Source organism: Paracoccus sp. J55 (genome assembly GCF_000513975.1).
GTDB lineage: Bacteria > Pseudomonadota > Alphaproteobacteria > Rhodobacterales > Rhodobacteraceae > Paracoccus.
In genome coordinates this window covers 325,028-344,336 of record NZ_AZVA01000002.1, presented here as the reverse complement: position 1 = coordinate 344,336, position 19,309 = coordinate 325,028, and the positions used below count along the sequence as shown (strand labels likewise).

Genomic DNA, 19,309 nt, shown 5'->3' with positions numbered 1-19,309 from the left:
ATGCCGGTCTTTTACGGAACCGAAGTCGCAAGCCCGCTGATGCTGGGCACGGCGCAATACCCCTCGCCCGCGATCATGGCCGAGGCGTTCCGCGCCTCGCGCGCCGGCATCGCCACCGTCAGCCTGCGGCGCGAAGGCGGCGAGGGCCAGGATTTCCACCGCCTGATCAAGGAGCTGGGCATCCCCGTCCTGCCCAATACCGCCGGCTGCCATTCGGTGCGCGAGGCGGTGACGACCGCGCAGATGGCGCGCGAGCTGTTCGAGACGCCCTGGATCAAGCTGGAAGTGATCCGCGACGACGACACGCTTTGCCCCGACGTGATCGCGCTGGTCGAGGCGGCGCGGCTGCTGTCCGAGGACGGCTTCCAGGTCTTTCCCTATTGCACCGAGGACCTGTCGGTCTGCGGCCGGCTGCTCGATGCGGGCTGCCAGGTGCTGATGCCCTGGGGCGCGCCCATCGGCTCGGGCCGGGGGCTGAACAATCCTTACGGGCTGCGCAGCCTCAGGGCGCATTTCCCCGATGTGCCGCTGGTGGTGGATGCCGGCATCGGCCTGCCCAGCCACGCGGCGCAGGCGATGGAGCTGGGTTATGACGCGGTGCTGCTGAACACCGCGGTCGCCAAGGCCGGCGATCCGGTGGCCATGGCCCGCGCCATGGCGCTGGCGATCGAGGCCGGGCAGCTGGCGCATGGCGCGAACCCGATCGAGGCCCGCGACATGGCCGCGCCTTCCACCCCCCTCTTCGGCATGGCGGTGCTGGGATGAGATTGCCGCGCTTCTACCCGATCTTCGACAGCAGCGACTGGCTGCGCCGCGCCCTGCCTCTGGGCGTGAAACTGGTGCAGATCCGCATCAAGGACCAGCCCCCCGCCCGGCTCTTGGGCGAGCTGGCGCTGTGCCAGGAGCTGTGCCGCGAACATCGCGCCACGCTGGTCGTCAATGACCACTGGCAGGCCGCCATCGACCTGGGCTGCGACTTCATCCACCTGGGGCAGGAGGATCTGGATACCGCCGACATTCCGGCGATCCGCAAGGCCGGGCTGCGGCTGGGCGTCTCGACCCACGACCATGCCGAACTGGACCGGGCGCTGGCGCTCAGGCCCGATTACGTCGCGCTGGGACCGGTCTGGCCGACGATCCTGAAGAAGATGAAATGGGAACAGCAGGGGCTGGACCGGGTGCGGGAATGGCGCAAGCTGGTCGGCGCGACGCCGCTGGTCGCCATCGGCGGCGTCACCCCGGACCGTGCGCGCGAGGCTTTCGCCGCCGGCGCCGACCTGGCCTCTGCCGTGACCGACATCACGCTCAACCCCGACCCCGAGGGCCGCATCCGCGAATGGCTGCGGGTGGCGGCATGAACCGCTATGTCCGCCAGATGGTCCTGCCCGAGGTCGGCGCCGAGGGGCAGGAGCGCATCGGCGCCGCCCATGCGCTGGTCGTCGGCGCGGGCGGGCTGGGCGTGCCGGTGCTGCAATACCTGGCCGGCAGCGGCATCGGCCGCATCACCCTGATCGATCCCGACACGGTCGAGGAGACCAACCTGCACCGGCAGCCGCTCTACCGCATGAAGGATATCGGCCAGCCCAAGGTCCGCGCCGCCGCGCAGGCCGTGGCCCGGCTGAACCCTGCGGTGGAGATCGAGGCGCTGGCGGACCGGCTGACCCCCCTGAACGCGCCGGCGCTGGTGGCGGCGGCTGATGTGGTGCTGGATTGCGCCGACAGCTATGCCGCCAGCTACACGCTCTCGGACGCCTGCCTGGCGGCAGGCAAGCCGCTGATCTCGGCCTCGGCGCTGGGGCTTGCGGGCTATGTCGGCGGCTTCTGCGGCGACAAGCGGCAGGGGGGCGCCCCCAGCCTGCGCGCCCTGTTCCCCGACCCGCCCGACAGCGGCCAGACCTGCGCCACCGCCGGCGTGCTGGGCCCGGTGGTCGGCATGCTGGGCTGCATCCAGGCGCAGATGGCGCTGCGGCTGCTTCTGGGCACGACGCCCTCGCCGCTGGGCGAGTTCATCCGCTTCGAGAACGGCCGCTTCACCCAGTTCCGCTTCGACGCCGCGCCCGAGGCGACCGGCCCGCGCTTCATCGCCCGCGAGGAGATCCGCGAGGACGATCTGGTCATCGACCTGCGCCCCGAGGAGGAGGCGCCGCGCAAGGCCACGCCGGACGCGTTGCGCATCCCCGGCTACGGCACCACCGGCCCGCTGCCCGACCCCGGCCAGCGCGCGGTGCTGGCCTGCCGTTCCGGCCTGCGCTCCTGGCGTGCCGCCGACGCCCTTTCGCGCCGCTGGGACGGCGAAATCACCCTTCTTGCCCTTGGAGACGACGATCGATGAAACATCTGACCCTTGCCGCCGCCTTCGCCCTGCTGGCCCAGCCCGTTCTGGCCCAGGACAAGGTCACGCTGATCCTGGACTGGTTCGTGAACCCCGACCACGCCCCGATCATCGTCGCCCAGGAAAAGGGCTTCTTCGCCGAGGAGGGGCTGGAGGTCGAGGTCGTCGCCCCCGCGGATCCCGCCGACCCGCCGAAACTGGTCGCCGCCGGCAAGGCCGATTACGCCATCAGCTACCAGCCGCAGCTGCACCTGCAGGTGCATGAGGGCCTGCCGCTCAAGCGCGTCGGCACGCTGGTCGCGACGCCGCTGAACTGCCTGATGGTGAAGGCCGACGGCCCGGTGCAGACGCTCGAGGATCTCAAGGGCAAGAAGATCGGCTATTCGGTCTCGGGCGTGGAAAGCGCGCTGGTGCAGGCCATCCTGGCCCATGCCGGGCTGACCACCGGCGATGTCGAGATGATCAACGTCAACTGGTCGCTGTCGCCGGCGCTGATCGCCGGCCAGGTCGATGCCACCATCGGCGCCTATCGCAATTTCGAGCTGACGCAGATGCGGCTGGAAGGCGCCGAGGGCCGCTGCTTCTTCGTCGAGGAAAGCGGCGTGCCGACCTATGACGAGCTGATCTTCGTCGCCAATCCGGCCAATCTGGACCTGGACCGCACCCGCCGCCTGCTGCACGCGGTCGAGCGCGGCGCGCAATATCTGGTCAACCACCCCGAGGAAAGCTGGCAGCTGTTCTCGGCCACCGCGCCCGACCTCAAGGACGAGCTGAACGCCGAGGCCTGGAAGGAGACGCTGCCGCGCTTCTCGCAATCGCCGGCGGCGCTGGACCAGGGCCGCTATGCCCGGTTCGAGCAATTCCTGCACGAGGCCGGGCTGGTCGACAGCGTGCTGCCGGTCTCGGACCTGGCCCTGGACGTGGGGGCGGCAGACGCGGAAGCGGCAGACGTGGGGGCGGCGGAATGAGCGTCGCCTATGGCCATGCCTTCGCGGCCTGGCGGGCCGCGGCGCAGCCCGACTGGGACGCCTATACCCGGCACCCCTTCGTCGAGGGTCTGCGCGACGGCACCCTGCCGCAATCCTGCTTCCTGACCTATCTGGTGCAGGATTACCTGTTCCTCAAGAACTTCTCGCGCGCCTGGGCGCTGGCGGTGGTCAAGGCCGGCGACCTGGACGAGATGCGGGCCTGTTCCGCCACGGTCCACACGCTGCTGGACCACGAGATGGGCCTGCATGTGCAGACCTGCGCCCGCGCCGGCCTGGGCCCCGAGGTGCTGACCGATACGCCCGAGGCGGTGACCAATATCGCCTATACCCGCTATGTGCTGGAAGCCGGCTATTCGGGCGATTTCCTCGACCTGCTGGCGGCGCTGATGCCCTGCGTGCTGGGCTATGGCGAGATCGGGCTGCGGCTGGCCCAGGAAGCGGCGCCCGACACACCCTATCGCGAATGGATCGACACCTATGCCGGCGCCGAATACCAGGCCGCCTGCGTCTCGGCCGGCGCGCTTCTGGACAGCGCCATCCGCAAGCGGCTGGGCGCGGCGCCCCAGGAAAGCCCCCGCTGGGCCGCCCTGTCGGATCGCTTCGCCACCGCCACCCGGCTCGAAGTCGCCTTCTGGGAGCTGGGCGGCGCATGACCGCGGCGGCCTCGGTCCGCGGCCGCGCCTGGGTCGGCGAGGCGCCGCTCTTCGCCCCCGTCGAGCTGCGGCTGGAAGGCGCGGGCTGGACCTGCCTGCTCGGCCCTTCGGGCGTCGGAAAGTCCACCATCCTGCGGCTGATCGCCGGGCTGGAGACCGGCGCGCGTTTCCAGGGCGAGGTGACGCGCGACCAGCCCGTGGCGCTGATGGCCCAGGACCCCGGGCTGATTCCCTGGCTCGACGTGACCGGCAATGTCACCCTGGGCGCCCGGCTGCGCGGCGGCCTGCAGGGTTCTTTCTTGTCCAAATATCCCGGGGGACGCCGCAGCGGCCCCGTCAAGGGGCCGCTGCGGCGGGGGGCAGAGCCCCCTGCCGACCCCGCCGCCCGCGCGGCCTCGCTGATCGAAGCGGTGGGCCTGACCGACCGCGCCCATCACCTGCCCGCCAACCTGTCCGGCGGCCAGCGCCAGCGCGTGGCCCTGGCCCGCACCCTGTTCGAGGACCGGCCGCTGGTACTGCTCGACGAGCCCTTCTCGGCGCTCGACGCCCGCACCCGGGCGCAGATGCAGGACCTGGCGGCAAGGCTGCTGGAAGGCCGAACGGTGCTGCTGGTCACCCACGACCCGGCCGAGGCGGCGCGGCTGGGCGACCGCATCCTGCTGCTGCGCGAACAGGGGCTCAGCGAATGGTCCGTCCCCGCGCCGCGCCCGAAAGCCGCCGCCCGGCCCTATGACGCACCCGAGGTGCTGGCGCTGCAGGCCGAGCTGATGCGGGGGATGATGGCATGAAGACCGTCGCCGCACTGATCCTGACCGTGCTGGCGTTGTGGCAGGGCGTCATCTGGCTGGCGGGCATGCCGCCCTTCCTGCTGCCCTCGCCCGCGGCGGTGGCCGAGGCGCTGTGGCTGAACCGGGCCGAGATCGCCCGCCATGCCGGCTTCACCCTGACCGAGGTGGTGCTGGGCTTCGCGCTCGGCTCGGCGCTCGGCGCGGCGCTCGCCGTGGCGATGGGATTTTCGCACAGGCTGACCGGCGTGCTGCGGCCGATCCTGACCTTCAGCCAGACCATCCCGGTCTTTGCCCTGGCGCCGATCCTGACCCTGTGGCTGGGCTTCGGCATGGCGCCCAAGATCGCCATGACGGTGCTGATCGTGTTCTTCCCGGTGGCCAGCGCCTTCCTGGACGGGCTGATGCGCACGCCGCAGGCGGCGCTGGACCTGGCGCAGGTCATGGGCGCCGGCCGCATCCGCATCATGCGCCACCTGCGCATCCCGGCGGCGCTGCCCAGCCTGGCCACCGGGCTGCGGCTGGCGGCGGTCTATGCGCCCATCGGCGCGGTGATCGGCGAATGGGTCGGCGGCGCGCGCGGCCTGGGGGCGCTGATGATCCATGCCAACGGCCGGATGAAGACCGACCTGGTCTTTGCCGCGCTGCTGGTGCTGTCGGTGATGACGGTGATCTTCGCCAGGGTGGTGGCCATGGCGCTGCATCGGCTCTGGCGGCGATACGGCGCCTAGACCAGCCGGGCGGCGCGGGCCAGGTCCTCGGGCGTGTTCAGGTTCAGGAACGGGTCGACGGGGCGGCTGTCGAAGACCGCCCGCCCCGGATCATAGGCGGCCGCGAACTGGCCGATGCGGTGCAGGCCGGATTCCAATGCCTCGCGCAGCTCGCCGCGCAGGGCCACGGGCCAGAGCGCGCAGGTCGGGTGATCGCGCAGCCGCCCGCTTTCGTCGGGGCTGGCGGCGATGGCGAGGCCGCTGCGCCCCCGGGCCTCGCGCAGGCGATGCACCAGATCCTCGGGCAGGAAGGGCGTGTCGACGCTGACGCTGACCACGCTCCCGGCCCCCTCGCCCGCCGCCCAGTCCATGCCAGCCAGAACGCCCGCCAGCGGCCCGGCAAAGCCCGCAAAGCCGTCCGCGATCACCGGCAGGCCGTATGCGGCGAATTGTTCCGGATCGCCATTGGCATTGATCGCCAGCCCGCCGCATTGCGGGCGAAGCCGGGCGATCACCCGCGCCAGCAAAGTCTCGCCCGCCAGAATCCGCAGCGCCTTGTTGCCGCCGCCCATGCGGGTGGACAGGCCCCCGGCCAGGATGACGGCGGGCAGCAGGGTCATTTCAGCCCCGCCGCGATGGCGCGGGCCAGGCCAAAGACCCGCTGCTCCAGGATCACCGGCGTCTCGCAGACATAGGTCAGGGCCTGCTGGCGGTCCTGGAAGATGCGCATGTCCCAGTCGAGCTGCTCTTCCTCGGCGTCGATGGCGTCGAAATCGGGCGTCTCGGCCTTTTGCATCTCTTCCATCTTCCTGCGGTGATCCTCGATCCTTTGTGCCAGATCGACCTGCTTGTGGCCATAGCGCGCGATCCCCGCGATCAGCGCGGCGCGATGCGGGTCGATCCGGTCGAAGATCGCCACCATCAGCGCGGTCAGCTGGGTGTTGTCGGCGCCCTTGGCAAATTCGGCGATCTCGGCCTCGGCCTCGGCCAGCGGCAGGCGGCGCTGTTCCAGCCGGTCGGCCAGCGCCGCGATCTCGGGCGTGCGGGCCAGCTCGCGCACGGCCTCGTCCGGCTCGGGCCCGGACCACATCTGTCCCAGCGACAGATGCGGCTGCTTGCGCTGCACGCAGGGCCAGTCGGGATCGGCGCCGCTTTCCGCCTGCGCGGCGGTTGCGGTCGTCATTGCGGTCGCGGCAAGACAAAACGCCAGAACCAGGTATCTCATGCTCCCCCCTTTCGCCGGGCCCAGAGCCCCTTGGCCGGATCATACATGAACACGGCCCCTGCAAAGAACAGGATCAGGCAACCCGACACCACCGAGAAGGACAGAAGATCGAAGCGCGCGTAAAGGGCAAAGCGGATCAACTCAACCGCATGGGTGAAGGGATTGGCCGCGCAGATGTCGTGCAGCAGCGGCGAGCTTTCGTTCATCCGCCACAGCGGGTAAAGCGCGCTGGAGGCGAAGAACATCGGGAAGATGACGAAATTCATCACCCCGGCGAAGTTTTCCAGCTGCCGGATGGCCGAGGACAGGAACAGCCCCATCGCCCCCAGCATCAGCCCCGAGAGCATCAGCGCCGGCAGCACGGCCAGGTAGCCGACGGGGGGCGGCTCGATCCCCCAGAACCAGGCGATGGCCAGGAAGGCATAGACCTGGATGATCGAGACGATCACCCCCGCCACCAGCTTGCAGGCCAAAAGGAACCAGCGCGGAAACGGGCTGACGAGCAGGGTGCGCATCGCCCCGGTCTCGCGGTCGTAGACCATCGACAGCGAGGACTGCATGCCGTTGAACAGCTGGATCATCGCGCAAAGGCCCGGGGTCACATAGACCTCGTAAAGCACATAGGTCTGGTAGGGCGGCGTGATCGACAGGCCCAGCACGGCGCGGAAGCCGGCGGCAAAGATGAACAGCCAGACCAGGGGCCGGACCAGAGCCGCAAGAAAGCGGCCGCGCTGGTTGACGAAGCGCAAGGTCTCGCGCCGGGCGATGCCCAGGAAGGCGGTCAGCCACATGCGCGGGGTCAGGCGGTGGCTCATGCCTCCTCTCCGGTCAGGCGCAGGAAGGTGGCGGTCAGGTCGTCGCCGCCGATGGCGCCGGCATTGCCGCGGGCCAGCACCTCGCCCCGGTGCAGGATGACCAGCCCGTCCTCGGGCCGGATCTCGTCGAGGATATGCGTGGCCCAAAGCGCCGAGACCCCGCCACGGGTCAGTTCGCGGGTCAGCGCCACCACCTCGGCGCGGGATTTCACGTCAAGCCCGACGGTCGGCTCGTCCAGAAGCAGGATCTCGGGGCGGTGGATCAGGGCGCGGGCGATCTCGGCCCGGCGGCTCTGGCCGCCCGACAGCGCCGAGACCCGCGTGTCCAGCCGGTCCGACAGGCCGACCTGCGCCAGCACCTCGGCGGCGCGCGCCCGCGCCTCGCGCCGCGGGATGCCGTGCAGCGCGGCGTGATAGTCCAGGTTCTGCGCCACGGTCAGGTCGGCATCCAGCGCCCGGGACTGGAACACCACCCCCAGCCGCGCCAGCGCCGCGCCCGGCTCGCGCCGCAGGTCGTGGCCGGCGACCTCGATCCGGCCCGAGGTGTTGTCGTAAAGCCGGGTGATCAGCGAGAACAGCGTGGTCTTGCCGGCGCCGTTCACCCCCAGCAGCGCGGTGAAGCCGCCGCGCGGCACGGTCAGAGACACGTCCTTCAGCGCAGGGACGCGACCGAAACTGTGGCTGACATGCTGAATGGAAAGCGCGTCCTGCGGCATCTGGCCGAGGCGGAGCCGGGGCTCCGCCCCTCCTGCTTACTGGATGTTGAACACCGCCTGCTGGGTTTCGCCCTGCGAGCCGGGGATCGACAGCGTATAGCGGCCCGGAACGATGGCGATGAAGCTGAGCGTCGCGGTGCCGGCATCGTCGAATTCCAGCGAATGCACGCCCATCGGCCGGATCTCGATATCGTTGATCACCACCTCGTTGATCCAGATGGCGCGGAAGAAGTCGCCGCCAGACAGCGCCAGCTCCTGGCTGCCGTCCGCGTTGATGTCGATGCGGTAGAAGCCGCCCGATTTCAGCTTGTATTCCGCCGTCGCGACCGGCTGGCCCGAGGCGAGCGTCAGCGGCGCCAGATCGGTGCGGTTGTCGCGCGCCATGATCCCCGAGAAGCCGTAGTCGAACTTGGCCCCCGCCTCGTGCACGCCTCCGGCGGCACCGGCCGCTTCGCCGCCATCATCATCGTCGTCATCGTCGTCGTCATCCTGCTCGGCCGCGGCCGCGCCGTCGGTTGCGGCACCGGCATCTGCGCCGGCATCGGGCGCGGTTTCCTGCGCCGCGGCGGGGGCGGCCAGCCCTGCCATGAGCAGCAGGATGGTCAGCAAACGAGTCATGGTTCTTCCTCCCTCTTAACCTGTCAGTTGGGCGCGACGACCACGCCCCAGGGCTGCTGGCCCACGGGCACGGATTTGACGACCTTCAGCGCCGCCACGTCGATCACCGAAACATCGTTGGAATTGCCGTTCGTGGTGAACAGGTATTTCTCGTCCGGCGTGAAGGCCATCTGCCAGACGCGCTGGCCGACCAGCAGATATTCCTGGACCTCGTCGGTCTCGCCGTCGATCACCGCGACGCGGTTGGCCGGGCCCAGGGCGACGAAGACCTTCTTGCCGTCGCCGGTGACGCGCACGCCGACCGGCTGGATCGCCTCGGGCAGCACGCCGGGGATCTCGAAGCTGATCTTCTTGGTGATCTCCTGCGTCGCCGGATCGATCACGCTGACCGTGCCGCCGATTTCCGAACTGACGTAAAGCTTGGTCCCGGCATCGTTGAACTGCGCGAAGCGCGGGCGGGAATCCACCAGCACATTGGCGAAGATCTCGAAGCTTTCGCTGTCGATGAAATGCGCCATGTTGGTGGTTTCCGATGTGTTGATGACCACCTTGCCATCGGGGCTGACGCCCATGCCCTCGGGCTCGACGCCGACCGGGATCTCGGCCAGGACCTTGTGGGTCTGGGTGTCGACCACGGTCACCAGGTTGTCGTCCTCGTTCGCGATATAGAGCGGGTTGCCCGACGGGTGCAGCACGAACAGCTCGGGGTCGGGACCCGAGGGCAAGGTATGCATCTCCTCCATCGTCTCGGGATTGAAGACCCGCACCAGGTCGTCGTCCGAGGCGCAGACGTAAAGCTCCTTCCCGTCCGGGCTGATGGTGATGCCGCGCGGGCGGGCGCCGACCGGATAGGTGCCGATCACCTCCAGCGTCTCGCTGTCCAGCACGGTGACGTCATTGCCCTTTTCATTGCTGACGAACACCCGGTTGGCGGCGGCCGGCAGGGCGAAACCCAGGCACAGGGCCGAGGTCAGGATGGCGGTTGCAGCTTTCATCGTTCACCTCAGAACTTGCATTCGGTTTCGGGCCGGTCGATGCCCAGCGAATCCAGCGCCGAGCTTTGGTGCAGATACTGGTCCTGCGGGCTGACCGAAGCGGTCACGGAAGGCGTCGCCAGCAGGATCGGCTGGCGCAGCTGGTGGTCCCAGTCGCGGATCGTCAGCTTCTGGCCCTTGAAGCCCGCCACCTCGAAATTCTCGGACAGCACGAACTCCTTCAGCGTGGCGGGGTCGGTGCTTTGCGTCCGGGTCGCCGCCTCGCCGATCATGCGCAGCGCCACCCAGGTCTGGTAATCCTCCTCGCGGATCGGGCGGTTGGCGAGCTTCTCGAAGCGGTTCTGGAACTGCGTCGCGCCCCAAGCCTCCAGCGAGGGGGCCCAGCTGCGCGGCACCAGCCCGGCCGAGCCGGCGACCGGGCGCGGGTCCCATGTCGCATAGGGCAGCCAGTTGGCGAAGACGTCGTTCTCGTCCGCAGCGATCAGCACGTCATGGGCCGGCGCGCGCTGGGTAAAGACCGGCATCTGCTGTTGGACCTGCACATGGCCGCTGTCGCTGCGCCGGCTGCCACCGGTATCCTCATAGGTGCGCTCCTCGACGATCCGGGCGCCGAACTTGGCGGCGGCGCGGCGATAGGCATCGGCCAGGGCCACGTCCTCGGGATGGCTGCCGGCGATCAGGAACCAGTTCGGCCATTTCTTCCACATCAGGAACTGCGCCAGCGCATCGGCCAGCATGGCATGGCTGGGCGCGGCATGGATCACGTTGAAGCGGCAGTCCTTGCCGCGCAGGTTGTCGCCGCGCGCCAGCGCGTTCAGCACCAGCGCCCGGTCCCCGGCCTGATCGGCCAGCGCCAGCGTCTCGGCATCGCCGGCCAGCGTGACGATGAAGGGGATGCCCTCGGCCAGCAGCTTGTCCATCTCGGCCGGGGCGGTCTCGGGGGTGGCGGTGACCTCCAGCGCCTCGAAATCCTGGCCCATGAAACGGCCGGTGGTGTCGTTGTCCTCGATCGCCAGCCGCGCCCCGGCAAAGCCCAGATCCCCGGGCGGCGCATCCAGCCGCGAGATCGGTGGCAGGCGCGGCACGTCCACCCGCAGCACCGCGGCGCGCACCGTCTGCGGCTGCGCGGAATCTTGCGCGAGGGCCGGGCCTGCCATGGACAACCCAGCCAAAAGTATGATGATTCTGCCTTTCATGGCCGTCCTCCCCCCGGCATCATGCCGGGTCGATCCGCCCGCGCCAACCCGGCAAATGCCCCGGATGCGACCGGGGAAAATCACCCTATACCTTTGTCCTATGGACGGGCGCGCGACCCGGGCGCATGGTCGGCGCATGGCATTCCTGCGGCTCATCCTGATCCTTTGCGCCGCCGCGCTGGCCGGGCCGGGCCCGGGGGCGGCCCAGCCTGCCGGCGGCGCTGCCGCGCCGCCCGGCAGCGCGGTCTGGTTCGGCCTGCATTTCATCGACACCTCGACCGAAGGCGCCGTCAACGGCGTGCGCGAGGACGAGACCCGCCGCGTCGAGATGGCCGAGACGGTCATCGCCGAGGATCTGCGCGGCCGCGGCTTCACCCTGCTTGAGCCGCCCGCCGACCAGGTGGCGCGGATCAAGAACCCGACCCAGTCCAACGGCAGCGACAGCCGCATCGCGCGCGAGATGGGCGCGCAATACGCCATCTCGGGCGAGGTGCAGAAGGTCTCGAACCTGATCCTGACGCTGAACCTTTATATCCGCGATGCCGAAAGCGGCGGAACGCTGCGCGCCGGCGTGGTCGATATCCGCGGCAATACCGATGAAAGCTTTCGCCGCGGCTATCGCTATCTGCTCAAGAACATCATCTTTCGGGAGGAATAAGGGATGATCCGACTGCTGGCCCTGACGATGGGCGCGGCCATGGCGCTGGCCCCGGCGGCCGAAGCGCATGGGCCGGTGCGGCTGAAGCTGGAGATGCAGCAGAAGCTGGACGCCGGCCCCGACGAGGTCTGGGCCGCGATCGGCAGGTTCGACGACATGAGCTGGCACCCCGCCATCGCCAGCCTGGAGTTGGCCGGAGACGGATCGGCCGACCGGCCCGAGACCTCGACCCGGGTGCTGCATCTCAAGGCCGATGCCGGCGATCCGACCATCACCGAAGTCCTGTCGAAATGGCAGCCCGAGAAACGCTGCTACGCCTATCGCATCAGCGAGGTCGAGGTAAGCGTGCTGCCGGTGACGAACTATGCCGCCACGCTTTGCGTCCAGGACGAGGGCGGCAAGGCGCTGGTCAGCTGGAAGGGCGGCTTCTATCGCGGCTATCCGAACAACGAGCCGCCCCCCGAGCTGAACGACGAGGCGGCGATCCAGGCCGTGACCGGGGTCTATCGGGCCGGCCTGGACGCGCTGGCCGAAAGGTTCGGCAAGGCGGAATGATCCGCGCCGTCGTCGCGCTGTTGCTGCTGATCGGCCCCGGCATCGCGCGGGCGGGCGATCTGGGCTTCGTCACCTCGCAGAACGCCGGAGCGGTCTCGGTGGTCGATCTGGCGACCGGCGCGGTGCTGGCCGAAACGCCCGTCGCGGGCGCGCCGGCACCCGTGGCATACGATCCCGCGCACGGCCGGGCCTACGTGATCTCGGCCGAGACCGGCCTGCTGACCGTGCTGGACGAGGCCGGCGCGGTGATCCGCACCAAGGCGCTGCCCAAGGGCGCCTTCGGCATCGCCCTGGCGCCGGGCGGCGGGATCTTCGTCACCGAATGGTATCGGCAGCGGCTGATGCGGCTGGATGCGGCGCTGGAGACCGTCTGGACCGTGCCGACCGGCCGCGCCCCGGCCGGGGTGGCCAGCGACGGCGCGCTGGTCGCGACGGCGGATCGCGACGACGACCGGGTCTCGATCTACGACGCCGCGACCGGGGCGCTGAAGTCGCGCGTGGCGGTGGGAGGGCATCCCTATGCCATCGCCTTCCATGACGGGCGGCTGTGGTCGGTGGACGTGATGGGCGACCGGGTCAGCGTCATCGCGCCGGAAACCGGCAGGCTGCTGGGGCAGGTGCCGACCGGCAGCCACCCCTATGGCATCGCCTTCGCCGGCGGGCGCGGCTTCGTCACCGACCAATATGCCGGGACGGTCACGGTCTTCGATCCGCAGCGGCTGGAGGTTCTGGGGCGCATCGCGACGGGCGACTATCCCGAAGGCATCGCGCCCCTGCCCGACGGCTCGGGCGTAGTGGTGGCGCATTGGGATTCGAACACGCTGGTCTGGATCGACGCGGCCAGCCTGACGGTCACCCGCCGGATCGCGCTGCCGGACGGACCCCGCGCCTTCGGGCCGTTCACGGGCCGGCAGGAGTGACGGGCTCGAGCGTGCCGCCCTGTTCCTGCCAGCCCTCGACGCCGTCGGGAAACCAGATCACGCCGCGATAACCCAGCGCCACGGCGCGCTTGCCGGCGTTCCAGCTCATCCAGCAATCGCGCTTGCAGAAGATCACCATCGGCGCCGCCTTGTCGCCGCCGGAAAGCCGCGCCAGCCCCTCGGCCAGCCGCGTCTGTTCCGCATTGGCCAGCCGGTCGTAGCCGGTATCGTAAAGCCAGACCGCGCCGGGAATGGACAGGTGCGGCGGCTCGTTCCACAGCGTGCCTTCGGGCAGGCCCTCGGGCCGGGCGGTCCGGGGCAGCACGTCGATGAAGGGCACGCCCTGCCCGTGCAGCCGCATCGCCTCGGCGGCGTCGATCACGCGCGCCCCGGCCAGCGTCGCCGGGGTTTCGGAACGATAGGGCTCGCCGCGATAATCCTGCGGCTCGGGCACCTCGGCGCGGGCGGCGCCGGCAAGGCAGATCGCCAGCACCGCCCAGAGCCGGGTCATGGCTTCAGCGCCTTGCCGTAATCGTCCAGCAGCGGCACCCCGGCATCGCGCAGGATCGCGTCGATCTCGTCCTGGTGGCGGCGGATCAGGCTGTTGAGTTCCCGCTTCCATTCCTGTTCCTCCAGCCGCACGCCCATGGTGATGCGGAAGAACAGCCGCGGCCCCGAGCTTTCCTTGAGCAGCGGGGTGAATTGCAGATCGGGGTCCTGCTTGACCAGCGGCCCGGCCAGCGGTCCCCAGATCACCGCCGCCGCCAGCTCGCCCGATTTCACCTGCGCCAGCATGTCGCCGACCGGATTCTCGACCCGGCGGTCCACGAACAGGTCCCAGCCGCGCATGTCCTTGGCCAGCCCCGCCCGCGCCAGATGGGTCGCCGGCGGCGTGCCGGCCACGACGCCGATCGGACGATCCTTCAGCGCCGGGTCCGTGAGCGTGTCGACCGAGGCCAGCGGGCTGTCCTTGCGCGTCACGATGCCATAGGCCGAGGTGTAGTAGTGATTGGTGTTCTGCACCATCTCGTCGCCCTGAGCATAGCCGATGACGACGTCGCACAGCCCGGCCCGCAGGGTCTTGCGGATGAAGCCCGAGCCCTGCGGGAACCAGGTATAGACCACCGGCAGGCCCAGCTTTTCCCCGAAAAGCCCGGCGATGCGGTTCTCGAAGCCCGAGCCGTCCTCGGAGGACATCGGGACGGCGGCGGGATCGGCGCAGACCCGGAACTCGGTCTTGGAGCGCAGGTCGGCGACCTGCGCCGACGCGGGCAGCGCGGCGCAGATCAGCAGGACGACAAGGGCGGATGCGCGTCTCATCCGTTCATGCAGGAATCTTCCTGCGCGGTGAAGTCATCGGACTTGTCCTCTCTCTTGCCCGGGCGGCCGCGCGGCAGGTCGCCCGCGCCCCGCGCCAGCAGATAGACATAGATGTCGTCGATATAGCACCAGACGTTCTTGTTGGTGCCGAATGCCGGCATGACCAGATTGGCGGCCGTGTTCACGTCCTGCTTGCCCGAGGCGACGATCTCCTGGAACTCGTAATAGTCGAGCTTGAGCACCGAGTTCTTCAGCGCCGGCGCATAGGTGGAGCCCTCGCCGTCCGGGCCGTGGCAGACATGGCATTCCGCCGAATAGCGGCGATAGCCCGAGAAGGTCGAGTAATCGACCGTCCCGTCCTCGGCGATCTTGAAGGTCGGTATGTCCTCGGCCGTATACCAGCGGCCGTTCTCCATATGGTCGGGGGTGATGTCCTGGCCGTTCGGCAGCACGAGCTTGCCGCCCTGTTCCTGGACCTCCAGGTCCTCCTCCTCCTCGCCGGCCGGGGCCGCCTCGGCGGGCGCATCGGCGGCTTGCTGCTGCTGCTGCGCGTCGCCCGAGACGGCGGCGGCGGCGCCCGCTCCGGCCTGGGCCGGCGGCGGCGGGTCGGTGGTCTGCGCAAGGGCCGTTCCGGCGATGGCGCCGGCCGCGCATGCGACACAGATCGCCATCAGGCTGGCGGTCGTCTTGCTGGTCATGAATTTCCTCCCTGGCTGTCACCCGAAGATGATGGCGCCCCAAGGTTACCCTTGGGGCGGCAGGTTTCGAGTCACAGTTTGCTTTTCGGCACCAAAGTATTAGCCCGGCAGCTCGAACACGGTCAGCTGGCCGCCCAGCTCGGTGTATTGCGACAGCGAGGCATAGCCGCCCACCGCGCCAAGCCCGTCATTGGGATTGGTCAGGCCTGCCGCCAGACCGATCCCGGCCCAGCCGCCGACACCGGACAGGATGCCGATATACTGCTTGCCGCCGTGCTCATAGGTCATGACGTTGCCGATGATGCCCGAAGGGGTCTTGAACTTGTAGAGCTCGTCGCCGGTCTCGGCGTCCACGGCCTTCAGATAGCCTTCCAGCGTGCCGTAGAAGACCACGTCGCCCGCCGTCGCCAGCGCGCCCGACCAGACCGAGAACTGTTCGGGAATGGACCACTTGATCTGGCCCGTGGTGTTGTCCCAGGCGATGAAGTTGCCCATGCCGCCATGGCTGTCCGGCGCGGGATACATGGACAGCGTCGCGCCGACATAGGGCTGGCCGGCGGTATAGGCCACCCGGAAGGGCTCGTAATCCATGCAGACATGGTTGGTCGGCACGTAGAACAGGTTGGTCTTGGGCGAGAAGGCCGCCGGCTGCTGGTCCTTGGTGCCCAGCGCGGCCGGGCAGACGCCGGTGGTGTTCTCGTCCTCGCCGTTCTGGGCGGTCGAGTATTCGGCGACCACGGCCGGGCGGCCATAGGTTTCCGAATTCGGGTCCATGTCGACTCCAGTGGTCCAGTTCACCACCGGATCGTATTTCTCGGCCACCAGCAGCTCGCCGGTCTCGCGGTCCATGGTATAGGCCAGGCCGTTGCGGTCGAAATGGGTCAGCAGCTTGCGTTCCTGGCCGTCGATGGTCTGGTTGGTCAGGATCATCTCGTTGACGCCGTCATAGTCCCATTCGTCATGGGGCGTCATCTGGTAGAACCATTTCGCCATGCCGGTATCGGCATCCCGCGCCATGATCGTCATCGACCACTTGTTGTCCCCGGGCCGCTGCGAGGGGTTCCAGGTCGAGGGGTTGCCGGTGCCGTAATAGATCAGGTTCAGCTCGGGGTCATAGCTGTACCAGCCCCAGGTGGTGCCGCCGCCGATCTTCCACTGGTCGCCTTCCCAGCTGTTCAGCGAGCTGTCGGCGCCGATGGGCTTGCCCAGATGCGTGGTGTTTTCGGGATCGACCAGCATCTCCTCGTCCGGGCCGGTGGACCAGGCCTTCCAGACCTCGGAGCCGTCGGCGAGGCTGTAGGCCGTCACCCGGCCGCGCACGCCGTATTCGCCGCCCGAGACGCCGACGATCACCTTGTCCTTGACCGGCAGCACGGTCGCGGTGTTGGTCTCGCCGATGGCGGGATCGCCGGTGACGACCTTCCACTTCTCTTCCCCGGTCTTGGCGTCCAGCGCCACCAGGGTGGTATCGGCCTGGTGCAGCAGGATCAGGCCGTCCGCATAGGCCACGCCGCGGCTGACGGTATCGCAGCACATCACCGCGATGACGTTCGGGTCCTGCTGCGGCTGGTAGCGCCACAGGATCTTGCCGTTGTCGTTCAGGTCCAGCGCGAAGACGTTGTTCGGGAAGGGCGTGTGGACATACATGATGTCGCCGATCACCAGCGGCGAGCCTTCATGCCCGCGCAGCACCCCGGTCGAGAAGGTCCAGGCGACGCGCAGGTCCTTGACGTTGTCCTTGTTGATCTGGTCCAGCGTCGAGTAGCGGGTATTCGCGTAATCGCCGGTCTGGATCGCCCATTGCTGGGGTTTGGCGATCTCGGCCATCACGCTGTCATTGGCCAGCGCAGCCGTGCCGGACATGAGCAGCGCGAGGCAGGCGCCATTCATCAGGTTTTTCATGAATTTTCCTCCGCATGACGGAGCTTGCGCCTCTCCTCTTGCGCAAGCACCTTCTGCGGAGAGGTTCGGACCCGGCCGCATTCACGTCAACGCGAGGGGCCGGGTCCTTGGACCAAAGTATTAGGGAAATTCGGCAATTGGTATGGGATCAATCGCCCGGTCCGGCCGCGCGGCCTAGGCCAGCCGTTCGGCGTGCCAGCGGATGTGGTCGGCCATGAAGCTCTGCACGAAGAAATAGCTGTGGTCGTAACCCTGCTGCATGCGGAAGGCGCCGGGCTGGCGGCGCTCGGCCATGGCATGGACCAGCGCCTCGGGCTTGAGCAGGTCGAGGAACTGGTCGCTGGCGCCCTGGTCGATCAGCACCTCGCCGGGATAGCCCTTTTCCCGCATCAGGATGGTCGAATCGTGCTTCTTCCACGCCGCCCTGTCCTCGCCCAGATAGGCGGCGAACTGCTTGCGGCCCCAATCGGATTCGCTGGGGTTGGCGATCGGAGAGAAGGCCGAGACCGAGCGGTAGCGTTCCGGGAAGGTCATGGCGATGGTCAGCGCGCCGTGCCCGCCCATGGAATGGCCGGTGATGCCCTGCGCCTCGCGGTCCAGCGGGAAGGCGTTGAAGACCAGCTCGGGCAGCTCGTGGGTGATGTAATGCCACATGCGGAAATGCGGCGCCCAGGGTTCCCGGGTCGCATCGACATAGAAGCCGGCGCCCTGGCCCAGGTCATAGGCCTCGTCATTGGCCACGCCCTCGCCGCGCGGCGAGGTGTCGGGAAAGATCAGCGCGATGCCGTATTCCGCCGCCCATTCCTGCGCCCCGGCCTTGGTCATGGCGTTCTCATGCGTGCAGGTCAGGCCCGACAGATACCACAGCACCGGCACCTTGCCGTGCCGGGCGTCGGGCGGCAGGTAGACGGCAAAGGTCATCGGCGTGCCGGTCGCCTGCGACTGGTGGCGATAGACGCCCTGAATGCCGCCGAAGCTGCGGTTTTCCGATACGGTCTCATAGGCCAGCGTCATGGGGATTCCCTTCTGTCAGGTCGTGAAACATGACCAGCGCGTCCACATAGCCATGCCTGGGGTGAAGAAACGCGCCGGGCAGGCGGCCGACAATATCGAAACCGGCTTTCTGCCACGAATGAACGGCATCGGCATTGGTCGAGACGACGAAGTTGAACTGCATCGCCCGAAAGCCCTGCGCCCGCGCCCAGTCCTTGGCATGGGCGACCAGCCGCCCGGCGATGCCGCGGCCCCGCGCATCCGGATGGGTGGCGAAGCTGGCATTGGCGACATGGGCCGCCGGGCCCGGGCGGTTGCGGCCGACATGGCTGGTGCCCAGCACCCGGCCGTCCACCTCGGCCACGAAGGCGGTGAAGGGCGCGGCGAACCAGTCGGCCAGCGCCTCCTCGCGCGAGATGTCGGGCGGGATGCAATAGGTCTCGCCCGCGCGATAGACCGGCCCGAGGATGGTCCAGATCGCCTCGTGGTCGGAAGGCGTGGCGGGACGGATCAGGATCTCAGCCCCGCCCGCCATCAGAACAGGCCCGTCATTTCAGCTCGTCCACCGAGCGGATGACCTTGCCCAGAAGGCCGTAATCCAGCGCCTCCTGCGTGTTCAGCCAGAAATCGCGCTGGGTGTCCTTCTCGATCCGCTCGACCGTCTGTCCGGTCGCCTCGGCAAAGATCTGATTCAGCCGGTCGCGCATCAGCCGCACCTGTTCGGCCTGGATCATCATGTCCGAGGAAGTGCCGCCGATCCCGCCGGAAGGCTGGTGGATCAGGAAGCGGGTATTGGGCAGGCAGTAGCGGTTTTCCTTGTCCGCGCCGACGAAGATCAGCGCCCCGGCCGAGGCCACCCAGCCCGAGCCGATGGTGCGCACGGTCGGACGGATGAACTTGATCACGTCATGGATCATGTCGCCGGATTCGACATGGCCGCCGGGCGAGGAGATCAGCATGTTGATCGGTTCCTCGCTGTCCTCGGCCAGGGCCAGCAGATGCGCCACGGTGCGCTGCGCCAGCTTGTCGGTGATCGGCCCGGCGACGATCACCGTGCGCGACTTGAAATAGAGCTTGCCGATCTTGTCACCCTCGGGCAGGCCGAGCCCTTCGTCCTTCTGGCCCTCCTGGCGGCGCTCGTCCTCGTCGTCATCGTCGTCCAGGTGGAAATGCTTTGCCATGATCGGTCCTTTCATGTTGACGGCGGGACCGGTCGCCCGTCCCCGCCG

Annotated in this window: 24 protein-coding genes; 10 read left to right on the top strand and 14 right to left on the bottom strand. The window is 68.6% G+C overall.

All coding sequences use genetic code 11. The features are described 5' to 3' along the window. From PARJ55_RS0103760 to PARJ55_RS0103730, 7 genes are read left to right on the top strand one after another with little or no spacing between them, the layout of a single operon-like run. Positions 1 to 765, top strand: coding sequence for a thiazole synthase (locus PARJ55_RS0103760; protein ID WP_024842859.1), 765 nt, complete (start codon positions 1 to 3; stop codon positions 763 to 765). Then, on the top strand, positions 762 to 1,358 hold the full coding sequence (locus PARJ55_RS0103755) for a thiamine phosphate synthase (RefSeq protein WP_028711794.1): 597 nt from the start codon (positions 762 to 764) through the stop codon (positions 1,356 to 1,358). The genes PARJ55_RS0103760 and PARJ55_RS0103755 overlap by 4 nt, the downstream gene beginning before the upstream one ends. After that, positions 1,355 to 2,332 (top strand): HesA/MoeB/ThiF family protein, encoded by a 978-nt coding sequence (locus PARJ55_RS0103750; RefSeq protein ID WP_028711793.1) that lies wholly within the window; start codon positions 1,355 to 1,357, stop codon positions 2,330 to 2,332. The genes PARJ55_RS0103755 and PARJ55_RS0103750 overlap by 4 nt, the downstream gene beginning before the upstream one ends. Then, complete coding sequence (locus tag PARJ55_RS0103745; protein ID WP_028711792.1) at positions 2,329 to 3,300, top strand: ABC transporter substrate-binding protein; 972 nt, start codon at positions 2,329 to 2,331, stop codon at positions 3,298 to 3,300. Before PARJ55_RS0103750 ends, PARJ55_RS0103745 begins: the two co-directional genes overlap by 4 nt. Continuing rightward, positions 3,297 to 3,974: a TenA family protein gene (locus PARJ55_RS0103740; RefSeq protein WP_028711791.1), complete on the top strand. Its 678-nt coding sequence runs from the start codon at positions 3,297 to 3,299 to the stop codon at positions 3,972 to 3,974. The genes PARJ55_RS0103745 and PARJ55_RS0103740 overlap by 4 nt, the downstream gene beginning before the upstream one ends. Continuing rightward, positions 3,971 to 4,762: an ABC transporter ATP-binding protein gene (locus PARJ55_RS0103735; RefSeq protein ID WP_028711790.1), complete on the top strand. Its 792-nt coding sequence runs from the start codon at positions 3,971 to 3,973 to the stop codon at positions 4,760 to 4,762. Before PARJ55_RS0103740 ends, PARJ55_RS0103735 begins: the two co-directional genes overlap by 4 nt. After that, complete coding sequence (locus PARJ55_RS0103730) at positions 4,759 to 5,490, top strand: ABC transporter permease (RefSeq protein ID WP_028711789.1); 732 nt, start codon at positions 4,759 to 4,761, stop codon at positions 5,488 to 5,490. The genes PARJ55_RS0103735 and PARJ55_RS0103730 overlap by 4 nt, the downstream gene beginning before the upstream one ends. Here the strand turns inward: PARJ55_RS0103730 and mobA are convergent. The 7 genes from mobA to PARJ55_RS0103695 all read right to left on the bottom strand — a co-directional run bounded on the left by mobA (position 5,487) and on the right by PARJ55_RS0103695 (position 10,995). Then, the gene (mobA, locus tag PARJ55_RS0103725; RefSeq protein WP_028711788.1) at positions 5,487 to 6,089 is read right to left on the bottom strand and encodes a molybdenum cofactor guanylyltransferase MobA; all 603 of its coding nucleotides are present in this window, start codon (positions 6,087 to 6,089) and stop codon (positions 5,487 to 5,489) included. The genes PARJ55_RS0103730 and mobA overlap by 4 nt on opposite strands. Then, complete coding sequence (locus tag PARJ55_RS0103720; protein WP_028711787.1) at positions 6,086 to 6,694, bottom strand: hypothetical protein; 609 nt, start codon at positions 6,692 to 6,694, stop codon at positions 6,086 to 6,088. Before PARJ55_RS0103720 ends, mobA begins: the two co-directional genes overlap by 4 nt. Next, entirely contained in the window at positions 6,691 to 7,509 is an 819-nt protein-coding gene (locus PARJ55_RS0103715; protein WP_028711786.1) for an ABC transporter permease, read from the bottom strand. The genes PARJ55_RS0103720 and PARJ55_RS0103715 overlap by 4 nt, the downstream gene beginning before the upstream one ends. After that, positions 7,506 to 8,225 carry an ABC transporter ATP-binding protein gene (locus PARJ55_RS0103710; RefSeq protein ID WP_028711785.1) on the bottom strand — a complete coding sequence of 240 codons (720 nt, stop codon included), beginning with the start codon at positions 8,223 to 8,225 and terminating at the stop codon, positions 7,506 to 7,508. Before PARJ55_RS0103710 ends, PARJ55_RS0103715 begins: the two co-directional genes overlap by 4 nt. 36 nt (positions 8,226 to 8,261) lie before the next feature. Then, positions 8,262 to 8,654, bottom strand: a complete 393-nt coding sequence (locus PARJ55_RS0103705; protein ID WP_051416146.1) for a hypothetical protein — start codon at positions 8,652 to 8,654, stop codon at positions 8,262 to 8,264. A 212-nt stretch (positions 8,655 to 8,866) separates the two neighbouring features. Then, entirely contained in the window at positions 8,867 to 9,838 is a 972-nt protein-coding gene (locus PARJ55_RS0103700; protein ID WP_036713743.1) for a YVTN family beta-propeller repeat protein, read from the bottom strand. Positions 9,839 to 9,846: 8 nt separating this feature from the next. Further along, positions 9,847 to 10,995, bottom strand: a complete 1,149-nt coding sequence (locus PARJ55_RS0103695) for an ABC transporter substrate-binding protein (RefSeq protein WP_232215658.1) — start codon at positions 10,993 to 10,995, stop codon at positions 9,847 to 9,849. A 175-nt stretch (positions 10,996 to 11,170) separates the two neighbouring features. Here PARJ55_RS0103695 and PARJ55_RS0103690 point away from each other — a divergent pair, with 175 nt between their 5' ends. The 3 genes from PARJ55_RS0103690 to PARJ55_RS0103680 are packed head-to-tail and all read left to right on the top strand — an operon-like array spanning position 11,171 to position 13,167. Continuing rightward, positions 11,171 to 11,692 carry a DUF3280 domain-containing protein gene (locus PARJ55_RS0103690; protein ID WP_028711781.1) on the top strand — a complete coding sequence of 174 codons (522 nt, stop codon included), beginning with the start codon at positions 11,171 to 11,173 and terminating at the stop codon, positions 11,690 to 11,692. A 3-nt stretch (positions 11,693 to 11,695) separates the two neighbouring features. Beyond that, on the top strand, positions 11,696 to 12,247 hold the full coding sequence (locus PARJ55_RS0103685; RefSeq protein ID WP_028711780.1) for an SRPBCC family protein: 552 nt from the start codon (positions 11,696 to 11,698) through the stop codon (positions 12,245 to 12,247). Beyond that, the gene (locus PARJ55_RS0103680) at positions 12,244 to 13,167 is read left to right on the top strand and encodes a YncE family protein (protein ID WP_051416141.1); all 924 of its coding nucleotides are present in this window, start codon (positions 12,244 to 12,246) and stop codon (positions 13,165 to 13,167) included. The genes PARJ55_RS0103685 and PARJ55_RS0103680 overlap by 4 nt, the downstream gene beginning before the upstream one ends. Here the strand turns inward: PARJ55_RS0103680 and PARJ55_RS0103675 are convergent. The 7 genes from PARJ55_RS0103675 to PARJ55_RS0103645 form a co-directional block, all read right to left on the bottom strand. After that, on the bottom strand, positions 13,148 to 13,678 hold the full coding sequence (locus PARJ55_RS0103675) for a PQQ-dependent catabolism-associated CXXCW motif protein (RefSeq protein ID WP_028711778.1): 531 nt from the start codon (positions 13,676 to 13,678) through the stop codon (positions 13,148 to 13,150). The two genes, PARJ55_RS0103680 and PARJ55_RS0103675, sit on opposite strands and share 20 nt — an antisense overlap. Next, a complete protein-coding gene (locus PARJ55_RS0103670) occupies positions 13,675 to 14,487 on the bottom strand; it encodes a substrate-binding domain-containing protein (RefSeq protein ID WP_028711777.1) in 813 nt (270 codons plus the stop codon). Before PARJ55_RS0103670 ends, PARJ55_RS0103675 begins: the two co-directional genes overlap by 4 nt. Then, complete coding sequence (locus PARJ55_RS23205) at positions 14,484 to 14,903, bottom strand: c-type cytochrome, methanol metabolism-related (RefSeq protein ID WP_084637774.1); 420 nt, start codon at positions 14,901 to 14,903, stop codon at positions 14,484 to 14,486. The genes PARJ55_RS0103670 and PARJ55_RS23205 overlap by 4 nt, the downstream gene beginning before the upstream one ends. Positions 14,904 to 15,284: 381 nt before the next feature. Further along, on the bottom strand, positions 15,285 to 17,087 hold the full coding sequence (locus PARJ55_RS0103660; RefSeq protein WP_028711775.1) for a methanol/ethanol family PQQ-dependent dehydrogenase: 1,803 nt from the start codon (positions 17,085 to 17,087) through the stop codon (positions 15,285 to 15,287). Positions 17,088 to 17,261: 174 nt separating this feature from the next. Beyond that, positions 17,262 to 18,101, bottom strand: coding sequence for an S-formylglutathione hydrolase (gene fghA / locus PARJ55_RS0103655; protein ID WP_028711774.1), 840 nt, complete (start codon positions 18,099 to 18,101; stop codon positions 17,262 to 17,264). Then, positions 18,085 to 18,615 carry a GNAT family N-acetyltransferase gene (locus PARJ55_RS0103650; RefSeq protein ID WP_036697302.1) on the bottom strand — a complete coding sequence of 177 codons (531 nt, stop codon included), beginning with the start codon at positions 18,613 to 18,615 and terminating at the stop codon, positions 18,085 to 18,087. The genes fghA and PARJ55_RS0103650 overlap by 17 nt, the downstream gene beginning before the upstream one ends. Before the next feature lie 13 nt (positions 18,616 to 18,628). Beyond that, positions 18,629 to 19,261: an ATP-dependent Clp protease proteolytic subunit gene (locus PARJ55_RS0103645; protein ID WP_028711772.1), complete on the bottom strand. Its 633-nt coding sequence runs from the start codon at positions 19,259 to 19,261 to the stop codon at positions 18,629 to 18,631. Between the last annotated feature and the right edge of the window lie 48 nt (positions 19,262 to 19,309).

Bases quoted from the DNA above. Each gene is read 5' to 3' on its own strand.
- PARJ55_RS0103695 (WP_232215658.1), bottom strand. From the start codon at position 10,995: ATGGCAGGCCCGGCCCTCGCGCAAGATTCCGCGCAGCCGCAGACGGTG.
- PARJ55_RS0103710 (WP_028711785.1), bottom strand. From the start codon at position 8,225: ATGCCGCAGGACGCGCTTTCCATTCAGCATGTCAGCCACAGTTTCGGT.
- PARJ55_RS0103740 (WP_028711791.1), top strand. From the start codon at position 3,297: ATGAGCGTCGCCTATGGCCATGCCTTCGCGGCCTGGCGGGCCGCGGCG.
- PARJ55_RS0103745 (WP_028711792.1), top strand. From the start codon at position 2,329: ATGAAACATCTGACCCTTGCCGCCGCCTTCGCCCTGCTGGCCCAGCCC.
- PARJ55_RS0103680 (WP_051416141.1), top strand. From the start codon at position 12,244: ATGATCCGCGCCGTCGTCGCGCTGTTGCTGCTGATCGGCCCCGGCATC.
- PARJ55_RS0103645 (WP_028711772.1), bottom strand. From the start codon at position 19,261: ATGGCAAAGCATTTCCACCTGGACGACGATGACGACGAGGACGAGCGC.
- PARJ55_RS0103700 (WP_036713743.1), bottom strand. From the start codon at position 9,838: ATGAAAGCTGCAACCGCCATCCTGACCTCGGCCCTGTGCCTGGGTTTC.
- fghA (WP_028711774.1), bottom strand. From the start codon at position 18,101: ATGACGCTGGCCTATGAGACCGTATCGGAAAACCGCAGCTTCGGCGGC.
- PARJ55_RS0103690 (WP_028711781.1), top strand. From the start codon at position 11,171: ATGGCATTCCTGCGGCTCATCCTGATCCTTTGCGCCGCCGCGCTGGCC.
- PARJ55_RS0103670 (WP_028711777.1), bottom strand. From the start codon at position 14,487: ATGAGACGCGCATCCGCCCTTGTCGTCCTGCTGATCTGCGCCGCGCTG.
- PARJ55_RS0103735 (WP_028711790.1), top strand. From the start codon at position 3,971: ATGACCGCGGCGGCCTCGGTCCGCGGCCGCGCCTGGGTCGGCGAGGCG.
- PARJ55_RS0103760 (WP_024842859.1), top strand. From the start codon at position 1: ATGCCGGTCTTTTACGGAACCGAAGTCGCAAGCCCGCTGATGCTGGGC.
- PARJ55_RS0103660 (WP_028711775.1), bottom strand. From the start codon at position 17,087: ATGAAAAACCTGATGAATGGCGCCTGCCTCGCGCTGCTCATGTCCGGC.
- PARJ55_RS0103685 (WP_028711780.1), top strand. From the start codon at position 11,696: ATGATCCGACTGCTGGCCCTGACGATGGGCGCGGCCATGGCGCTGGCC.
- PARJ55_RS23205 (WP_084637774.1), bottom strand. From the start codon at position 14,903: ATGGAGAACGGCCGCTGGTATACGGCCGAGGACATACCGACCTTCAAG.
- mobA (WP_028711788.1), bottom strand. From the start codon at position 6,089: ATGACCCTGCTGCCCGCCGTCATCCTGGCCGGGGGCCTGTCCACCCGC.
- PARJ55_RS0103755 (WP_028711794.1), top strand. From the start codon at position 762: ATGAGATTGCCGCGCTTCTACCCGATCTTCGACAGCAGCGACTGGCTG.
- PARJ55_RS0103750 (WP_028711793.1), top strand. From the start codon at position 1,355: ATGAACCGCTATGTCCGCCAGATGGTCCTGCCCGAGGTCGGCGCCGAG.
- PARJ55_RS0103720 (WP_028711787.1), bottom strand. From the start codon at position 6,694: ATGAGATACCTGGTTCTGGCGTTTTGTCTTGCCGCGACCGCAATGACG.
- PARJ55_RS0103650 (WP_036697302.1), bottom strand. From the start codon at position 18,615: ATGGCGGGCGGGGCTGAGATCCTGATCCGTCCCGCCACGCCTTCCGAC.
- PARJ55_RS0103675 (WP_028711778.1), bottom strand. From the start codon at position 13,678: ATGACCCGGCTCTGGGCGGTGCTGGCGATCTGCCTTGCCGGCGCCGCC.
- PARJ55_RS0103730 (WP_028711789.1), top strand. From the start codon at position 4,759: ATGAAGACCGTCGCCGCACTGATCCTGACCGTGCTGGCGTTGTGGCAG.
- PARJ55_RS0103715 (WP_028711786.1), bottom strand. From the start codon at position 7,509: ATGAGCCACCGCCTGACCCCGCGCATGTGGCTGACCGCCTTCCTGGGC.